General features: G+C 70.7%; 14 protein-coding genes and 1 tRNA gene. 6 read left to right on the top strand and 9 right to left on the bottom strand.

Annotated elements, in window-relative coordinates:
* Positions 1–35: 35 nt before the first annotated feature.
* Complete coding sequence (locus tag HHX40_RS24070; protein WP_182882422.1) at positions 36–2117, bottom strand: PQQ-dependent sugar dehydrogenase; 2082 nt, start codon at positions 2115–2117, stop codon at positions 36–38.
* Positions 2118–2520: 403 nt separating this feature from the next.
* Between HHX40_RS24070 and HHX40_RS24065 the strand changes: the two genes are divergently transcribed.
* A tRNA-Leu gene (locus HHX40_RS24065) sits at positions 2521–2599 on the top strand.
* Between the two features lie 98 nt (positions 2600–2697).
* On the opposite strand, the gene HHX40_RS24060 is transcribed toward HHX40_RS24065, so the two are convergent.
* On the bottom strand, positions 2698–2967 hold the full coding sequence (locus HHX40_RS24060) for a hypothetical protein (RefSeq protein WP_182882421.1): 270 nt from the start codon (positions 2965–2967) through the stop codon (positions 2698–2700).
* Positions 2968–3208: 241 nt separating this feature from the next.
* Here HHX40_RS24060 and HHX40_RS24055 point away from each other — a divergent pair, with 241 nt between their 5' ends.
* The gene (locus HHX40_RS24055; RefSeq protein ID WP_220499496.1) at positions 3209–4261 is read left to right on the top strand and encodes a serine hydrolase domain-containing protein; all 1053 of its coding nucleotides are present in this window, start codon (positions 3209–3211) and stop codon (positions 4259–4261) included.
* A gap of 15 nt (positions 4262–4276) precedes the next feature.
* On the opposite strand, the gene HHX40_RS24050 is transcribed toward HHX40_RS24055, so the two are convergent.
* On the bottom strand, positions 4277–4735 hold the full coding sequence (locus tag HHX40_RS24050; RefSeq protein WP_182882419.1) for an iron chaperone: 459 nt from the start codon (positions 4733–4735) through the stop codon (positions 4277–4279).
* A 56-nt stretch (positions 4736–4791) separates the two neighbouring features.
* Entirely contained in the window at positions 4792–5247 is a 456-nt protein-coding gene (locus HHX40_RS24045; RefSeq protein ID WP_182882418.1) for a carboxymuconolactone decarboxylase family protein, read from the bottom strand.
* 164 nt (positions 5248–5411) lie between these two features.
* Here HHX40_RS24045 and HHX40_RS24040 point away from each other — a divergent pair, with 164 nt between their 5' ends.
* The 3 genes from HHX40_RS24040 to HHX40_RS24030 all read left to right on the top strand — a co-directional run bounded on the left by HHX40_RS24040 (position 5412) and on the right by HHX40_RS24030 (position 9883).
* Positions 5412–7658, top strand: a complete 2247-nt coding sequence (locus HHX40_RS24040) for an ATP-binding protein (RefSeq protein ID WP_220499495.1) — start codon at positions 5412–5414, stop codon at positions 7656–7658.
* Between the two features lie 216 nt (positions 7659–7874).
* Positions 7875–9428, top strand: a complete 1554-nt coding sequence (locus HHX40_RS24035) for a DUF11 domain-containing protein (protein WP_220499494.1) — start codon at positions 7875–7877, stop codon at positions 9426–9428.
* 71 nt (positions 9429–9499) lie between these two features.
* Entirely contained in the window at positions 9500–9883 is a 384-nt protein-coding gene (locus HHX40_RS24030) for a nuclear transport factor 2 family protein (RefSeq protein WP_182882416.1), read from the top strand.
* Positions 9884–9974: 91 nt separating this feature from the next.
* Here the strand turns inward: HHX40_RS24030 and HHX40_RS24025 are convergent, their stop codons facing one another.
* Together HHX40_RS24025 and HHX40_RS24020 are read right to left on the bottom strand one after the other, a co-directional pair.
* On the bottom strand, positions 9975–11093 hold the full coding sequence (locus tag HHX40_RS24025; protein WP_182882415.1) for a hypothetical protein: 1119 nt from the start codon (positions 11091–11093) through the stop codon (positions 9975–9977).
* Between the two features lie 248 nt (positions 11094–11341).
* Positions 11342–11995, bottom strand: a complete 654-nt coding sequence (locus HHX40_RS24020; RefSeq protein WP_182882414.1) for a class I SAM-dependent methyltransferase — start codon at positions 11993–11995, stop codon at positions 11342–11344.
* 464 nt (positions 11996–12459) lie between these two features.
* Between HHX40_RS24020 and HHX40_RS37860 the strand changes: the two genes are divergently transcribed.
* A complete protein-coding gene (locus HHX40_RS37860) occupies positions 12460–13194 on the top strand; it encodes a GNAT family N-acetyltransferase (protein ID WP_182882413.1) in 735 nt (244 codons plus the stop codon).
* Here the strand turns inward: HHX40_RS37860 and HHX40_RS24010 are convergent.
* From HHX40_RS24010 to HHX40_RS24000, 3 genes are read right to left on the bottom strand one after another with little or no spacing between them, the layout of a single operon-like run.
* Positions 13181–14296 carry an alpha/beta hydrolase family protein gene (locus HHX40_RS24010; protein WP_182882412.1) on the bottom strand — a complete coding sequence of 372 codons (1116 nt, stop codon included), beginning with the start codon at positions 14294–14296 and terminating at the stop codon, positions 13181–13183. The genes HHX40_RS37860 and HHX40_RS24010 overlap by 14 nt on opposite strands.
* Positions 14297–14328: 32 nt before the next feature.
* Complete coding sequence (locus HHX40_RS24005) at positions 14329–15699, bottom strand: aldehyde dehydrogenase family protein (RefSeq protein ID WP_182882411.1); 1371 nt, start codon at positions 15697–15699, stop codon at positions 14329–14331.
* Positions 15699–16799 carry a phenazine antibiotic biosynthesis protein gene (locus HHX40_RS24000; RefSeq protein WP_182882410.1) on the bottom strand — a complete coding sequence of 367 codons (1101 nt, stop codon included), beginning with the start codon at positions 16797–16799 and terminating at the stop codon, positions 15699–15701. Before HHX40_RS24000 ends, HHX40_RS24005 begins: the two co-directional genes overlap by 1 nt.
* Between the last annotated feature and the right edge of the window lie 266 nt (positions 16800–17065).

Raw genomic sequence — 17065 nt, 5'->3', positions numbered from 1 at the left:
AAGACCACCGGCCGCGCCGTCGTGCCGGCTAGGCGCTAGGAGCCGAGCGTGACGTGGAAGATCTTCTCGTTTCCGTTGTTCGGGATGCCGTCCTTGTCGCCCTGGGTGCTGGTGGTCAGCCACAGGCCGCCGTCGGGAGCGGGCTCCACAGTGCGCAGCCGGCCGTAGGTGCCGTTGAAGAACACCTGCGCGCTGGGCAGGCTGCTCCCGCTGATCGGCACGCGGTACAGCCGGGTGCCGCGCTCGCAGGCGATGTAGATCACGTCGTTCACGATGGCGATGCCGGAGCAGGAGCCCTCCGCCACGGGGTAGGTGCGCTTGGGCGCGATGTACCCGGCGGTGCCGCAGGTGCCCGTCGTCCCCTCACACGCCGGCCAGCCGTAGTTGCCGCCCTTGGTGATCAGGTTGGTCTCGTCCATGATGGAGTTGCCGAACTCCTGCTCCCACAGCCGGCCCTGCGAGTCGAACGCCAGCCCCTGCGGGTTGCGGTGCCCGTAGCTCCACACGTAGGTGCCGAACGGGTTGTCCGACGGCACGGTGCCGTCCGGGTTGAGCCGCAGGACCTTGCCGTTGAGGCCGTTCAGGTTCTGCGCGTTGTCGCCGTTCTGGGCGTCGCCGGTGCTGGCGTACAGCTTGCCGTCCGGGCCGAACCGCAGGCGGCCGCCGTTGTGGTACTTGTTGCGCAGGATCCCGGTGAGCAGGATCTGCTCAGAACTGAGGGTGAGCTGGTCGTTCTCCAGCTTGATTCGGACGATCCGGTTGTCGGTCGACGTCGTGTGCATCATGTACAGCCAGTGGTCGCTGGCGAAGGTGGGGGCGATGGCCAGCCCCATGAGGCCGCCCTCGCCGTCGGTGTCGTCGACGTTCGGCACCGTGCCGATGTTGGTCTTCGCCCCGGTGGCCGGGTCGAGGTGGATGATGTCGTGGACGTCCCTGCGGCTGTAGAGGATCGTGCCGTCGGGCAGCGTGAGCAGACCCCACGGGAGGTCGGTCTCGGTCGCGATCTGCGTCACCCCGCACACCGAGTCGGCGCACCCCCCGCCGGTGGTCACGGTCGCGGTGTTGCTGCGCGACGAGACGTTGGACTGCGCGTCGCGGGCCACCACGTAGTACTGGTAGCTCGTGTTCGCCGACAGCCCGCTGTCGATGAAGGTGGTGGCCGGCGGGTTGCCGGTGACCGTGCCCACCAGCGCACCGCCGCGGTAGACGAGGTAGGCGCGGACCCCGACGTTGTCGGTGGCCGCGGTCCATTGCAACGTCACCGTGGTGCCGGACGCGGAGCCGGTGAGCTGGCTCGGGGCGGTGGGCGCTTGAGTGTCGGACTGGCACTGCGGTGGCGTGATCGTGACCGTCGCGCTCGCCTGGGAGACGTTGCCCGCCGCGTCGCGCGCGTTGACGTACAGACCCCACGTCGAACCGGGGACCACGGTGAGGGTGGTGGACAGGGTGGTCCCGCTCACCGACTTCATCAGCTGGCCGTCGTGGTAGACGTCGTAGAACGCCACTCCGACGTTGTCGGTGGAGGCGCTCCACGCGAACGTGACCGAGTCGCACACCAGGCCGCTCACCCGCGGGTTGCCCGGCACCGTCGGAGGCTGGGTGTCGGCGCTTCCGGTGGACGTCGTCCACTTCTGGTTGCTCTGCCCGTTACACGTCCACAACTGCACCGGGGTGTTGTTGGCGGTCCGGGCTCCGCTCACGTCCAGGCACATGCCGGACTGCACGCCGACGATGCTGCCGTCGGAGTTGATCCGCCACTTCTGGCTGGCCGCCCCGGTGCAGGTGGAGATCTGCAGCGTGGCCGGCGGCGTGGTGTCCTGACCGACCACGTCCAGGCACCTGGGGGAGCTGTACACCCGGAGCTCTCCGGCCGTGGTGGAGGTCCACGTCTGGCTCGCCTGCCCGTTGCAGTCGTAGATGGTGACGCGGGCGCCTGGCGTCGTGGAGTTGCCGGCCACGGTCAGGCAGCGGCCGGACGCCACGCCGACCACGGTCGAGGTGGCCGCCGACGCGGGCGTCGAGCTCGCCACGATCATGGCGGCCACCGAGGCGAGCGCGGCCACGAAGGCGGCCAGAGCGCGCGGCCACGGCCGACCACGGGTGGTTAAGGCGAACATTCGTATCAGTCCTTACCGGGGTCGTTCGAGGGGGGTTGCCAGGGAAGGGGTCTGGCGCGGCGCTGGCGGGACCGCGGTGCGCGGTCACCACCGAGTCTGACAATGCTGTCAGAAATATTGTCACGACAGCCGACGAATGTGGCATATCGGATTGCCCGCTCACCGAAGCCGTCCGATGGCGGGCGGCACGCCAGGTCCGGCGACGGGGGCGCCTCACGCGGGTGACCGCGCCTTGACGTGGGGCTCGGCCGCGGGTGGTGCCTCTGCCTCACATGGGACGCCACCTGAAGATCATCGATCCCGAGATGAAACATTCACCGCCCGCCCGCTCCCCGAACCCCTCTGCCCGAACCAGACCAAAACGCGAGATCGCGACGGACATGATCCACACCGTGTCGGAAGCGCCGCCATCTGATCGGAATGAGCGTTCAAATTTCCTCGTAATGAAGGGGTCAAGGGTTCGATTCCCTTTGGCGGCTCCACCACAAAGGCCCTCCCGGGAGTTCCGGGAGGGCCTTGTGCGTTTCATACGGCAGCTCGGCGGCAACCGTTACATCGGTTACCTCTACCTCGATGCGGTCTACGAGACGTACAGCATCCAGAGGGGCGGCCTCGCATAGATGCTGCTCGGACGGCAGACAGCGGACTTCCCGGCAGCGGTGTATTCGGCAGCCGCACGCAGGCATGCGTCCGACGTCGAGTAGATGCCGTACAGCTGGGGCGTGTTGCCGGCCGTCGCGGCGGAGGTCTGCGTCGTGGCCGCCTGTGCCGCGGCGGGGAATGCGAGGGCGGCGAGGACAAGACCAACCCCGGCTGCCGTGCGGCGGAATGAGTTCGTGTTGAAAATCATGGATCGAACGGTAGAAGTGGTCCCCCTTCCCGGTCGTCAAAGCGGTCCTTGATTCAATGTCCCCCTCTGGGGTGATCCTCCGCGGTCGGGACATCCTCCTTCTGGGAGACGTCGTCCTCGGCCGATGGCCGCCCCCGAGGGCCTTCGCGTGTGCATCCGCGTGGGGGACGTGGCATCGCCGATCTGTCGTGACCGAATCCCGATTGCCTCCGGCTGACCTTTGTTCCTAGGGTGAGTGGCCGTGATCAGCGGAACGGTGGAACCGGGTTTCGAACAGGTATGGGACGTTTTCGCCGATGTGCTGAAGCGGCAGGCCGGAGGAGCGGGGGCAGCGGTCGCCGCCCAGCTGGACGGCCGATGGATCGTCGACCTGTGGGGAGGACCCGGCTGGTCACGCGACAGCATCGTCATGCCGTACTCCGTGACCAAACCGTTCGCGGCGGTCTGTGCGTTGCTCCTCGTGGATCGGGGCGTGCTGGAGTTGGACGCCCCGATGCAGCGCTACTGGCCCGAGTTCACGGCGCCGGCGACCGTACGACATGTCCTGTCGCACCAGGCCGGCGTGGTGGCACTGGACCAGCCGGTGCCCACCGAGACCTTCTACGACTGGGACCGGCTGTGCGCGCTTCTCGCCGCGCAGGAGCCGTCGTGGGAGCCGGGGACCGCGCACGGCGAGTCGGCGTTGTTCTACGGGCACCTGGTCGGTGAACTGGTCCGGCGCACCGACGGGCGGACGCTCGGCCGCTTTCTCGCCGAGGAGGTCTGCGGCCCACACGAGCTGGACTTTCACATCGGCCTCGGCCCCGCCGAACAGGAACGGGCGATCGAGCTGACCGGCTTGACCCCAGCCTTCCGGGCCGCCGCGCTGGACGGCAAACCCGGCCTCTACCACCGGGCGATCGGCAATCCGCTCGGTGCCCAGGACCCGGCTGTGGTCAACTCCGCCACTTGGCGGGCCGCCGAGATCCCCGCTGTCAACGGCCACGGCACCGCCCGCGCGGCCGCCGGGTTCTACTCCGCGTTGCCGCGGCTGCTGTCAGCCGACCTGCTCGCCGAGGCCACCACCGCCCAGTGCTCGGGGATGGACGCGGTTTTCGGGGCACAGGCGAGCTGGGGGCTGGGCTTCGGCGTCGAGGGTGACGACTACGGGATGGGCGGCCTGGGCGGCAACTATGCCGGAGCCGCCGGCTACACCTTCGCCTTCCTCACTGGCCATGCCGGCGGTTTCGACCGCGCCACCGACCTGGAGAACGCTCTGCGCGCCGTTCTCGGGCTGGGCCCGGTTCCCGACTAGACCGGCGCCCGATCCTCAGCTCAGCGCCTGCCTCAGGAGCGCGCCGATCCTCGCCTCGACGTCGGCGGTGATCTCGGTGAGGGCGTACGAGGCCGGCCACATGGTGCCTTCGTCGAGGGCCGCCTCGTCGCTGAAGCCGAGTGTCGCGTAACGGGCCTTGAACTTCGCCGCGGGCTGGAAGAAGCAGATCATCTTGCCGTCGCGGGCGTACGCGGGCATCCCGTACCACAGCTTCGCCGTGAGGTCGGGCGCGCCGGCCTTGATCAGGGCGTGCAACCGCTCGGCGATCGCCCGGTCGGGCTCCGCCATCTCGGCGATCTTCGCGAGCACCTCGCTCTCCGTGTCGGCCTTGGCGCCCCGCCGAGCGCTCGTCTTCAGCTCCTTGGCGCGCTGCTTCATCGCGTCGCGCTCTTCCACGGTGAAACCGTCGTGCTTCTGGCCCTCGGCGGTGGTGGTCTTCCTGGTGTTCGACATGACGACTTCCTCTTTCCGCGACGTACGGCTTGGGGTGGTGCTGATCGTGAACGGTGTCACCACGTGCCCGCCTGCCGGCGGGTCGGCACGTTGAGCCGGTTGAAGGCGTTGGCGATCGCGATGTTGAGCAGCAGTGCGGCCAGCTCCTTCTGGTCGAAGTGCTTGGCGGCCATGTCCCACACCTGGTCCGGCACCGGGTCTGCCTGGTCGGCGAGCCGGGTCACGGCCTCGGTCAGGGCCAGCGCGGCGCGCTCCTCGTCGCTGAACCACGGAGTCTCCCGCCACGCGGCGACGGCGTGCACCTGGTCTGCGGTCGCCCCGTGCCGCTGGGCCTGGTGGACGCCCCCGGCCACACACGGAGCGCAGCCGTTGATCTGGCTGGCCCGCAGGTGGCTCAGCGCCAGCAGCTTGCCGTCCGCTCCGGCACCCGCGATGGCCTTGTTGACCGCCATCAGGGCCTCCATCGCCTCGGGGATCAAAGCCGCCGGGTTCGGCATGCGCTCGGTCGACATCGCTTCTCCTTTGTCGTGGGTGTTTCCGACAGGTGCTATCCGACCATCGGCGTGCCGGGGGCCGCCTGGTCCGTGGGACACCGTGGGACAGGCAGAACCCGGTTGAGCTGCGCGAACGCATCGCCGATCCGTCTGCGTGGGCCGGGACGGGTACGGTGTTGCACGTGTCCGGCCCCCAGGAGCGACTGGTGGCTCAGCTCTCCCGGATCAAGGAGCTGAGCGGGCTCAGCCTGCGCGCCCTTGCCCGCCAGACGAATCTGAGCAGCTCGTCGTTGTCGCGGTATCTGACCGGCCGGCTCGTGCCGCCATGGGAGGCCGTCGTGGCGCTGTGCCGGGCCGTGGGACGCGATCCCCGGCCACTGCGCGCGCTGTGGGCCGAGGCGGCCGAAGCAGGCGCGGCGCCCGCCCGACGCCGCAACGACCTGCCGGCCGACCTGTTCGACTTCACCGGCAGAGAAGCGGAGTCCGCGCTGGTCGAAGAGCTGCTGCGCACCACTGGCGCGGCCGCGATCGACGGCATGGCGGGCGTGGGCAAGACCAGCCTGGCCGTGCACGTGGCCCATCGGCTCGTCCCCGCGTATCCGGACGGCGGGCTCTATCTCGACCTCCAGGGCTTCACCCCGGGTCAGGAACCGCTGGAGCCGCACGCCGCGCTGGGCCGGCTGCTGGGCGCGCTGGACGTCACGCACCCCCCGGCCGGCACCGCCGATCGCGCGGCGCTCTGGCGGTCGGAGCTGTCCCGCAGGCGGATTCTCGTCGTGCTCGACAACGCGGTCGACGCGGAGCAGGTGCGTCCGCTGCTCCCCGGCGCGGGGAAGTCCGCGGTCCTGGTCACCAGCCGACACCGGCTGGTCAGCCTGGACGGAGTGCCGCCGGTTTCCCTGGAGCCGCTGACCGACGACGACGCGGTGCACCTGTTCGGCCGGGCGGCCGGGCTATCGCTCACCGAAGAGGAAGCGGTCGACCAGGTGCTGCGGCAGTGCGGCGGGCTCCCGCTGGCGCTGCGGATGGCGGGCGCGCGGCTTCGCCACCGCCCGGGCTGGACGGTGGCCGTGCTGGCCGAGCGGCTGCGCGCCACTCCCGGCCGCTTCGACTCCGCGTTCGGAATGTCGCTGCAGCAGCTCGACGCGGTCCAGCGCCGCATGTTCCGGCTGCTGGGCGTGCTGCCGGGCGCCGACTTCGACGCGGCGGTGGCGGGCGCGCTCACCGACATGCCGCCCGACCGGGCCGGCGCCGCGCTGGAGGAGTTGGTCGACGCCCACCTGGTCCACGAGCCCTCGCCCGGACGCTACCGGATGCACGATCTGATCCGGCAGTACGCGGCGGACATCGCCGCCGACGAGGAGCCGCGGGCCGAAGCCGGCCTGCGCCGGGTCCTGGCGCACTGTCTGGCGCAGGCCGTCGCCAACGATCGAGCCCTGCCCTCGCCGGACCGCAAGGAACCCTCGTCGGGAGATCCCGCGAGGGCCATGGCCTGGTTCGACCTCGAGTACGTCAACCTGGTGGCCTGCTTCGACGCCGCCGTACGCCTCGGCATGGACGAGGTGGTGGCCGAGCTGCCGCAGGCCATGCGGGTCTGGTTCTTCCGGCACCGCGGAACCGATGACCAGGCACGCATGCTCGAAGCCGCCGCGACGGCCGCGGCGCGTCTCGGCCGCGACCGGCAGCGGGCTTCGCTGCTCGCGGACCTCGGCTACGTCCGTGCCACCGCCGGACGCCTCACCGAGGCGCTCTCCGCCTACGAACTGGCCGAGCGGTCGGGGCCGGACGACGACATCGCGGCCGCCCTGGCGCTGCGTATCGGCATGGTGCGCCGGGATCTCGGCGACCTCGACGCGGCACAGGCGCACTTCCGGCGGGCACGCGAGCTGTTCGAGAGAATAGGGCGCCACGCGGGGCAGTCCCAGGCGCTGGCCTTCGACGGATGGGTGACACTTCACCTCGGGCGGCGCGGCGAAGCCGTCGAACTCGCCCAGGCATCCCTCGCCCTGGCGGAAGGGCCCGCACGGATCACCGGGCTGGTCACCCTCGGTCTCGCGCTGGCACCGGACGACCCGGCGGAGTCGCTGCGAACGCTGCATGACGCGTTGCGGCTGTCCGAGCAGCACGATCTTCTGCACAACCAGGCGTGGTGCCACAACTGTCTCGGTGTCGCGCTGCGGATCACGGGTTCACCCGAGAAGGCGCTCGAACACCACCGGCGGGCCTTCGAGCTGCTGGAACCGCTGGCCGAGGTACAGCTGGAGATCGATGTCCTGCACGCCTACGCCGAGACGTGCCGCGCGGCGGGCCGCTGTGACGAGGCGCTGGCGCTGCTCGGCCGGACCATCGAGCTCGCGCGTGAGCTGGGCCGGCCGTACGACGAGAAGCTCGCCCGCGCGGCGCGTGAGACCGTGCGCGCCGCCCGCTGAGCCACCTCCACCTCCACCGTCTGCACGCTTCGCCTGATCATTACCCGGAAGATCCAGATCTCGCCTGCACAGAGTCGGGAGAGAACAAGATCCGGCCAACTGTTGGCACGGCCGCACGTGTCAGCCCACCTCACCCGCGCTCTCCGGGTGAGTCTCTCGCTCGGTGCCAGCGCCGGTCGTACGGCCTGGTGAGTTACCGCCGACGAGAGGATCCCCATGATGAGGCACATCCACAGGATGTGTTACCCCGTCGCCGCCCTGGTGGCGGCTGTGGTCCCCCTGACGCTGTCCGGAGCGGTCCCGGCCGACGCCGCGGCCGCCCGTGCCGAGGCCGGGGCCACGGCGGCGCAGCGGGCCGCGGCGCCGAACCCCGCGTCGTGTCCCGAGCAGGTGGCGCTGGTCAACGGCGGGTTCGAGAAGCCCGTCGTCGCCGGGACGTGGGCTCCGTTCTCCGACGCCTCGCAGAACAACCCGAACGCGGTGCCGGGCTGGCGGACGACCGCCACCGATCACATGATCGAGATCTGGAGCCCCCGGATGAACGTTCCGGCGGTCGAGGGCGCGCAGTTCGCGGAGCTGAACGCCAACCAGGTCTCGACCCTCTACCAGGACCGTCCGACGACCCCGGGCCAGAAGCTGTACTGGCGGCTGTCCCACCGCGGGCGTCTCGGCACCGACCAGATGGCGCTGGACATCGGCGCTCCCTCGGGCCCCGCCCAGCAGGGGACCATGTCCGACGGCACCGGGAAGTGGGGCACCTACCACGGCAGCTACACCGTGCCCCCCGGGCAGACGACCACCAGGTTCGCCTTCCGTTCCATTTCCGCCGCCGGAGGCAACGCGTCGGTCGGCAACTTCCTCGATGACGTCTTCTTCGGCACCCCGCCGTGCGTCGTCGTCACCAAGTCCGCGAGCCCGCAGGGGCCGGTGGACGTCGGCGCCGAGATCACCTACCGGCTGACCGCCGTCAACAAGGGCGGCGACGTCGCGCAGAACGTCCGGCTCACCGTCAAGGTCCCGGCCGGAACCACCTACGTCCCCGGCTCGCTCCGCGTCGTGGGCGGCCCGGGCAGCGGCGCCATGACCGACCAGGCCGGCGACGACCGGGCCGAGTTCGACGCCGCCACCGGTGCTGTCTCGTTCAGGTTGGGAGACGGCGCCACGGGCACGGCAGGGGGCCGGCTGGCCAACGACACCACGCTGCCGGACGGCACCACCGTGGAGTTCCGGGTCAAGGTCGGCCGGTCGGTCGCGGGCAGGCAGGTCGTCAACAGCGGCGCGGTGGCCTACGAGAACCGGCTCGGCCCCGAGCCCGAGCCGCTCACCTCCATCAGCGGTGACGCCGTCACCGAGGTCAACCCGGCCGTCGACCTGAGCGTGGTCAAGTCCGCGGACAAGACCGAGGTCACCGTGGGCGAGACCGTCATCTACCGCGTCACGGTCGCCAACGCCGGGCCCAACGACGCCACCGGCGTCGCCGTCAAGGACGTCCTGCCGGCCAACCTCGCCTTCCTGTCGTCCACGCGGTCGACCGGCACGTACGCCGGTGGAACGTGGACCGTGGGAACGCTTGTCAGCGGCGCGACGGCCACGCTGGTCGTCCGCGCGAAGGCCACCGCGGTCGGGGAGACGATCAACACCGCCACTGTCGGCGGCAAGGAGCTCGACCTCGACCCGGCCAACGACAGCGACGCGGTAAAGGTCTGCGTGCAGCGCGAGCCGTTCTGCCCCTACTGCACACCCGGGAGCAAGCCGGACACCGGGAAGTAATCCGCTGAAACCGGAAGCCTCCGGGACTACCGTTGTGCCGTCGAAGACGCGCCACGACGGAGAGGACCGACATGGCAGGCACTCCTCTGGACGAGCTGTACGAGGCCGAGCGGCGGCTGCAGAACGCCCAGCTCAACGGTGACGTTGAGGAACTCGACCGGCTGCTCGACGAGCGGCTCGTCTTCACCGGGCCTCCCGACGGGAGGCTGTACCCGGAGGCCAAGGAGCTGGACCTGCACAACCACCGCTCGCGCACCCAGGTCATGAAGAAGGTCGTCCAAGAGGACCTCACCGTCCTCGTCTCGGGGACGACCGGGGTGACCTGCTTCCTCGGCACGCTGGAGGGCGAGTTCGCGGGCGTGCCGTTCGGCGGCCGGTTGCGCTACACGCGCACGTGGGTGCACACCGACGAGTACGGCTGGCGCATCCTGGCGGCCCACGCCAGCGAGGCCTGAGCCCGTACGGACGTGTGGAAGGGCACGGGCGGCATGGCCCGTGCCCTTCGTCGACCCGGCCGGTGACGCGCCGGGTTCAACTCTCACCTCACTACTCGCACTCCTCGCTGGACGAGCTGGACGAGCTGGAGCCGAGCGACGGCTGGTAGGCGATCTGCCGGCTCTCGGTGACGTAGTGCGTCTCCGCGATCGGGCGCTGGAAGGTCTCCATGCGCGTGTAGCTGACCGGACGGCTCTCGCTGACCATGTGCGTGCTGGTCACCGGGTGCGTCTCCGGCACCATCCGGGTGTAGCTGACCGGACGGCTCTCGGTGACGAACCGTGTCTCGGTGATCGGCCGCTGGAAGCTGACCTGCCTGGTCACCGGGCGGCTCTCGGTGACGTACCGCGTCTCCTTGATCGGCCGCTGGTAGGTCTGCTGCTCGGTCACCGCCTTCTGCTCGGTGACGTAGTGGACCACCGGCCGCTGGTAGCTGACGTACCGGGTGACCGGGCGGCTCTCGGTGACGTACCGCGTCTGCTGGATAGGCCGCTGGTAGGACACGTACTGCGTGACCGGGCGGCTCTCCGTGACGAACCGCGTCTGCTGGATCGGCCGCTGGAAGCTGACCTGGCGCGTTTCCGTGACCGGGCGCATCCGGGTGACCATGTGCGTCTCGGACACCGGCCGCTGGAAGGTGACCTGACGCGTGTAGGTGACCGGGCGGCTCTCGGTCACCATACGCATCTGGGTGACCGGCCGCTGATAGGTGATCGTCCGGCTGTAGCTGAGCGGACGGCTGTAGGAGACCTCGCGCAGCGAGGAACTCCTGAGCGACGGACTCCTGAGGGACGACTCACGCAGTGAGGACGCCCCCAGCGAGGACCGGGAGTGGAGGGCGAGGTTGCTCGCCGACTCCCCGGCCTCCTCGGACTGCCCGGACTCCTCGGCCTCTTCCGACTCCTCGCTCGAACCGCTCGAACCGCTTTCCAGGGCGCTTTCGCTCTCCCGCCCGAACCCGCTCTCTTCGTACGCGCGTACGCTCTGCTCCGCCGCCTCCTCTGATTCCTCGCCGAGGTAGCCCGGCTCCTCGGCCCGCGGCGCGCTCAGCGCGGCGGCCGCCAGGGCGCCGGACGGGTGGACGGTGGAGGCCGAGGCGATGGCCGGCCAGAGCGATACAGCGGTAAGGACTGCCGGACCCAGCAGTAATGAGAATCGAGTGCCGTGCATAGAGATACTCCTCTCCGATCAGCGATCGGGTGCATCTCAATCCTTGGCACCCCCGCCGGAGCCCGTCCAGGCGAATTGACCCCTCCCGGGCCGTTCACGGCGTAATTCCGTATGACCTGATGAGCATCCGTGCCATTGAACGGCGGGATGACCGGTCCGCGTTTTGCCCTGCCCTGTCCACGCCGATGCGATCAGCCGTTTCCGGCACTATTACGTTTCCGGTGTTGCGAGTTTTCCCCGCTTTCCTGTCAGCGGCGGGCGATGACGGCGTAGCGCTCGTCGTGGATCGTTTTGCCCCACAGCACGGGATCGGTCAGCGGCTCCACCCGCACACTCGCGGCGTACGGCCGGAGGACGTCCAGGAGCGGTCCGGCGCTCACTCCGCCGAGCCACGGCAGCGCGTGGGCTCCGGCGACGTACGGCGGGCCGTCGTCGGAGGACCGCCAGTTGCCCTCGATCAGGACCAGCCGGCCGTGCGGGCGCAGCAGGCTCATCCAGGTGCGCAGCGCGCGTTCCGGCGCGGGCAGGGTCCACACCAGGTGCCGGGCCAGGACCACGTCGAAGGAGGCGCCGGCGGCGGGAGGGTCGCTCGCGTCCCCGACGAGGACGGTCACCGCGAAGCCCGCCGAGGCGAGCTTGCGGCGGGCCGTCTCGGCCATCCTCGGTGAGAGGTCCAGCCCGACGGGCCGGTGTCCCTGCTCCGCCAGCAGCAGTGTCAGCGAGCCGGTGCCGCAGCCCAGATCGAGGACGTCGGACGGGGGCCGCGGCATCCAGGAGCGCAGCCGCCCCGCCCAGGCGGCGCGGATCCCGAGGTCACGAAGCCCGTGGTCGGCTTCGTCGTCGAACGTGTCCGCCGCCGCGTCCCAGTAGGAGGAGATCGACTCGCGATCCGGTACGGGCATGAACGCATCGTGACATCCGTCACCGACAATTCCACGCGGTCGGCAGGGGGAAGGGATGCCCCATGGGCCGGGTGCTTCCGGAACACGCTCGTGCTTCCGGAACACGCTGTGCTCGCGGAACATGCCCGGGTACTTCCGGAACACGCCGGTGCTCCCCGAACACGCCAGGACCCCGGCAGGAGGATCTCCTGCCGGGGTCCCGCACGTGTGGTGCCGGTGCCGGGTCGCCTCTCGGCGAAAGGCACAACGCGGCTCCAGCCGAACGGTAGTCCGCGAAGGCAAATTAGGTGAGGCCCGGGGACACCTGCACACCGGCCACGCTTCATCAAACCACGTGCCCGGGCCCGTTGTTCCCGGCCGCGCCATCTTTTTCCCGGACGTTCTCCGGGAGGACCCGGAGCAAGAGGGCGTGCTCCGGGAAAAAAGGGTTGCCTGCCAGGGGATGCCGCGCGAACCTCTGCTTCGTGCGACGAGTGACTCTGGCCGGGCCCGGCGGTTCCCCGGCGATCAGCTACACCGAGGGCGAGAGGTACGGCCTGCCGTGCGCCGACCAGGTGGAGGTGCTGGGCCCGGACCCGGTGAGCGCGATCCTGGAGAAGCTGCCCGGGTGGGCCGTGGCGGGGCCGCCCGATCTCGGCCGGGAACTGCTCGCGCACGGCGCCCGCCTGATGCGGCACGCCCACCAGATGACCTGCGACCTGCGTACGGCGCCACCCGCCGACTCCGCCGCTCCCGAGGGCTACCGGTTCGTCTCCTGCGACCGCGCGCCGGAGGACCTGCTCCCGGCCATATGGGCGGCCTATCCTCCGGGCCATGTGGACCACCGGAGCAAGGACAAGGCCACGGCGCTGCGCGAGGAGCTCGTCCCGCTGCTGACGGGGGAGATGCTCGGCGAGCTCCTGCCCTGCAGCGTCCTGGCCGTGGACGAGGGCGGCACGGTGGCCGGAGGCGTCCTGGTCAACCGCTTCGGCGACCTGGCCTGGGTGACCGAGGTCTTCCGGCACCCCGGCCGTACGCCGTCCGGCCTCGGCGCCCGGATGCTGGCAGCGGTCCGCGAGAGGGCGTGCGCCACGGGATGGGACCGGCTGGGCCTGGCCGTGACCGAGGGCAACCCGGCCAGGCGCGTCTACGAGCGGCTGGGCTTCACCCTGGTCAAGACCTCGATGACCGTCGTGATCCCCGCCGTCACAGGGACGTGACGAACTCCTTGAGTTCCCGCTCGTAACGGGCGGAGTCGGCGTTCCACGATCCGGTGTGCCCGCCCCCGGCGGTCCGTACGAGCCTGACGATGTCGGGCCGGGCCTCGGCGAAGCGCAGCGCGGGACCGGGCGGCACGGTCGCGTCGTCGTCGTCCACGAAGACCAGGGCCGGGACCTTGAACTCGCGGGCGTGGCGCAGGTGGTCCAGGTCATCGAACGACAGGCCGGTACGCCGTTCGACCACCCATTCGCCCACCGGCACGAGGAAGCCCGGGACGCCCATCTGCTCGGCCCCGAGGGCGATGGGCGCCCGCCAGTCGACGACCGGGCTGTCGAGGATCATCGCCTTGATCGGCTCGCCGGGCAGCTTCCGCACGGTCATGGGCACGATGCCGCCGCCCATCGACCAGCCGTACAGCACGATGCCGGTCGCGCCCTGCCGCCGGGCGTAGGCGATCGCCGCGGCCACGTCGCGCCACTCGGTGGCGCCGAGGTGGAGCTTGCCGTCCGGGCTCGCCGGGGCGCCCTCGTCGTTGCGGTAGGTGATGCCCAGCACCGGCATCCCCAGGCTGTGGAAAACCGGCAGCACACGCAGCGCCTCCCCGGGGCCGCCGTTCCGTCCGTGCACCGCGATCACCCAGGTCCGCGAGACGCCCTCGGTGCGCCAGCCGGGGAAACCGCCGAGCGGCGAGGGGATCGTCACGTCCGTGTACGGCACGCCCGTGGCGGCCGGGGTCGCGTGCCCCCACAGCCATCGGTCGAGGTAGGCGCGCACTCCTGGGCGCAGTTCGCCGCGGACGACCCGGGTGACCTTCCTGGTCACCGCGCCGGCCCCGGCCGCGGTCGCCGGTCCCAGCAGCGCGTTGCCGTCCGCCCAGGTCAGGCCGTACGTGCCGGGGGACGCCGTGTCGGTGCCGCCCTTGATCGTGACCTCGTCCCCGCGGACGGCCGTGACCTCCAGCGGATAGCCGGCCTCGTGCACCGGGTCGATCACGAAGCCCGAGTAGTACCAGCCGGCGCCGCCGACGGCGGCCAGGCCGAGCGTCACGACGACGGCGAGCGTCCACAGGAGGCGGCGCAGCCAGCGGGATCTGCCGTGCATGCCCAAGAATCTACTGGGCGGTTTCCACATTTTTAAGCGCGGATGACGCCCTTCGTGCGCATGAGGAACTCGCCGAGATAGGCGTCGTGCGGGACCCACTGCGGCATCCAGAACGTGGGGGCGTCGCCCAGATAGACGTTCCTGATCGACGGGTCGTCCACCAGGCGGTCGACCAGGTCGTCGTCCCGCGTCACGGCGGTCAGCACCAGCGTGTTCCTGAGCGGCCCGACGCCGTCGGCCGGGCTCCAGGGCGCGAACCACACGCACGGGAACGACAGCTCGATGCCCGTCTGCGGCGCGTCGGGCCGGTCCACCAGGAAGACCGCCGGCCGCAGCACCCCGCTGCCGTCGCCGAGGTCGTGCACGATCCCGTCCCCGCCGAGCAGCGGCGTCGCGCCGTCCACGTGGTCGAGCAGGTACTTCTCGACCGCCCGCGCGTCCGCGACCGGCTGGACGGGCAGCACCGCGGCGTCGTCCTCCGGCGGCAGGCTCGGGATCGCGGCCAGCCGCTCCGCGACGGCCGCGGCGACGGGCGCGGGATCGCCCCGGACGAAGACGGCGGTGGTGTTCACGCAGGCCGTCCCGCCGAACGCGCTGACCGACTCGACGATCGTGCCGAGATGGCGCTCCCAGTCGTCCTCGGTGAGCAGGATCTTCGACCGCCCCGGGCCCTGCGGCAGCACCCGCACGTCGTCGCCGTACTTGCTCACGACCTCCTCGCCGCCGTACACCATCGCGAGGTCCGCGTCCCTGATGACGTCGTCGGCCACGCTGTAGTCGGTCGGCAGGAGCGCCACCTGGTCCTCGCCGAATCCCGACTCGCGCAGCGCGGTGATCAGGCGGTGCGGGGTGAACGGCTCGCGCCGGGAGGGGCGCACCGCGACCCGGTAGCCCATCGCCAGGGCCTCCAGCCACAGCGTGTGCACACCCGGATGGTTGCCCGCCGCGTGCACCGCGAAGACGTCCCCGCGCCGGGTCCAGACCGCCTGCCCACTGCGGGTGAGCGGGTCACGCCAGTCGTCCACCGCGCCCTCGGGCCGGGCGTACCGGGTCGTGCGGTACGCCTCGCCCGCCCGGTGCGCGATGCCGGACGCCGCCGAGCGGACCACGGTGATCGGCATCCCCGACACGCGGCTGACGATGTGCCGGTACTCCTCGGCGCCGAGGCCGCCGACGACGCCCGTCTCGAACAGCCGTCCCGCGCGGGTGAGGGCCGACACACGCTCGTCGGCCGGCATGGTGCGCGCCCGGTGCAGGGCCGCCATCGTCCGCTGCACGTAGAGCCGCGGCACCAGGCTCAGCTCGGCGACCGGCCGCCCGCCCAGCTCGCGGATGGGCAGCCGGCTGCGGCTGCGGTACGGCCCGCCCGCGCCGAGGGCGTCGAGCTGGATGGGCTCGTCCATCAGTACACCCCCTCGATGACCGGCTCGTCCTCGAACGTGGGGAGCGGCCCGACGTCGGCCACGGAGTCGCCCGTCTGTCCCGGCGGCGCGGCCACGCGGGTGGCCAGGTCGCGCTCCAGGTTGTTGGGCAGCAGGAAGCTCTTGCTCACGTGGTGCATCACGACCTGGCCGCGGTCGCCGATCCGCACGCTCTCCCCGGTCCGCGGGTCGACCACCTGGAAGGCGATGTACGGTGAGAGGCCGTCGAAGACGACCACGTCCTGCTCCGGCGGCACGACGCGCTCGGGCAGCCCGCCCAGGATCATCGTGCTGCCGTACATGCCGTACAGCCGCACGCCCGGGAAGACCTCCGCACGGAGCAGGTAGTGGGTGTCGGGGTCCATGTGCGCGCCGCTCCAGCCGATCACGGAGACCTTCTCGTTGACCAGGCCGACGAGCGCGTCCCTGCGGGCCAGCCGGGTCAACAGCGGAGGGGTGGTCACCATGACCCGCACGTCCTGGGTCCGGAGGAGGTGGGCGCTCTGGTCGATCAGATGCTCGGCGTAGCGTTCCGCCTCCTCGGCGCGGCCCTCGGCGATGCTCCTCTTCACCCAGCGCGGGTCCATGTCGACGGTGAGCCGGATGCCGCCGCGCCGCTCGGCCTGCCGGCGAACCAGCTCTCCGAAGATGTGCGGCCCGGTCGGGCCGAACGACAGCCAGTTGCCGTTCTCGGGGTAGCCCTTCGCCTCCAGGTCCTGTTCGAGCCGGTGCATCAGCCGGTCCAGCCAGTCGCGGAGGACCACCACCCGCTTGGGCGGACCGGTGGTGCCGCCGCTCTCGAACACGCCGGCCACCGCCGCGTCCGGGCCGTACCCCCTCGGGATGAGGTCCTCCACCCGGACCTCGCGCAGTTCGTTGGTCACGTTGGGGAAGCGCCGCAGGTCCTCGAAGGAGTGCACGTCCGCGCGCGGGTCGAAGCCGAGCGTCCTCGCCCGTTCCAGCCAGAACGGCGAGCCGGTCTCGGGGCTGAAATGCCAGCGCATGGCGGCCTCGACGAACTCCCGGCTGTCCGGGACCTGGTCGATCGGGCAGTCGAGGATGGGATCGGTGCGCGGTGACATATCCGCCCCTTCGACGTGGCAATCCCGTGAAATGTCAGGCTATTTCCGAGTGATGCGCCGTCGAGTCAAGACGTTTCGCGGTCGAGGAAAAGAATGCGCCCCGACCGGAGCGAGGCCTCCGCGCCGTCGCCCGCCTCCCTCCGTCCCGTGCTTCCCGTACGGCCCGAGCCGAACCCCCAGCGAGGTCTCGGCTGGGAGGCGGAAAACGGGATGCCGCGGGTGTAAAAGGATAGGTAGCCTGCGCGGGAAGCGCGCGAGCACATCCC

Source organism: Microbispora sp. H10949 (genome assembly GCF_014161435.1).
In the GTDB taxonomy this organism is placed as follows: Bacteria; Actinomycetota; Actinomycetes; order Streptosporangiales; family Streptosporangiaceae; genus Microbispora; species Microbispora triticiradicis.
Note: the sequence above shows the minus strand (reverse complement) of the source record. Positions and strands in the feature narration are given on the sequence as shown.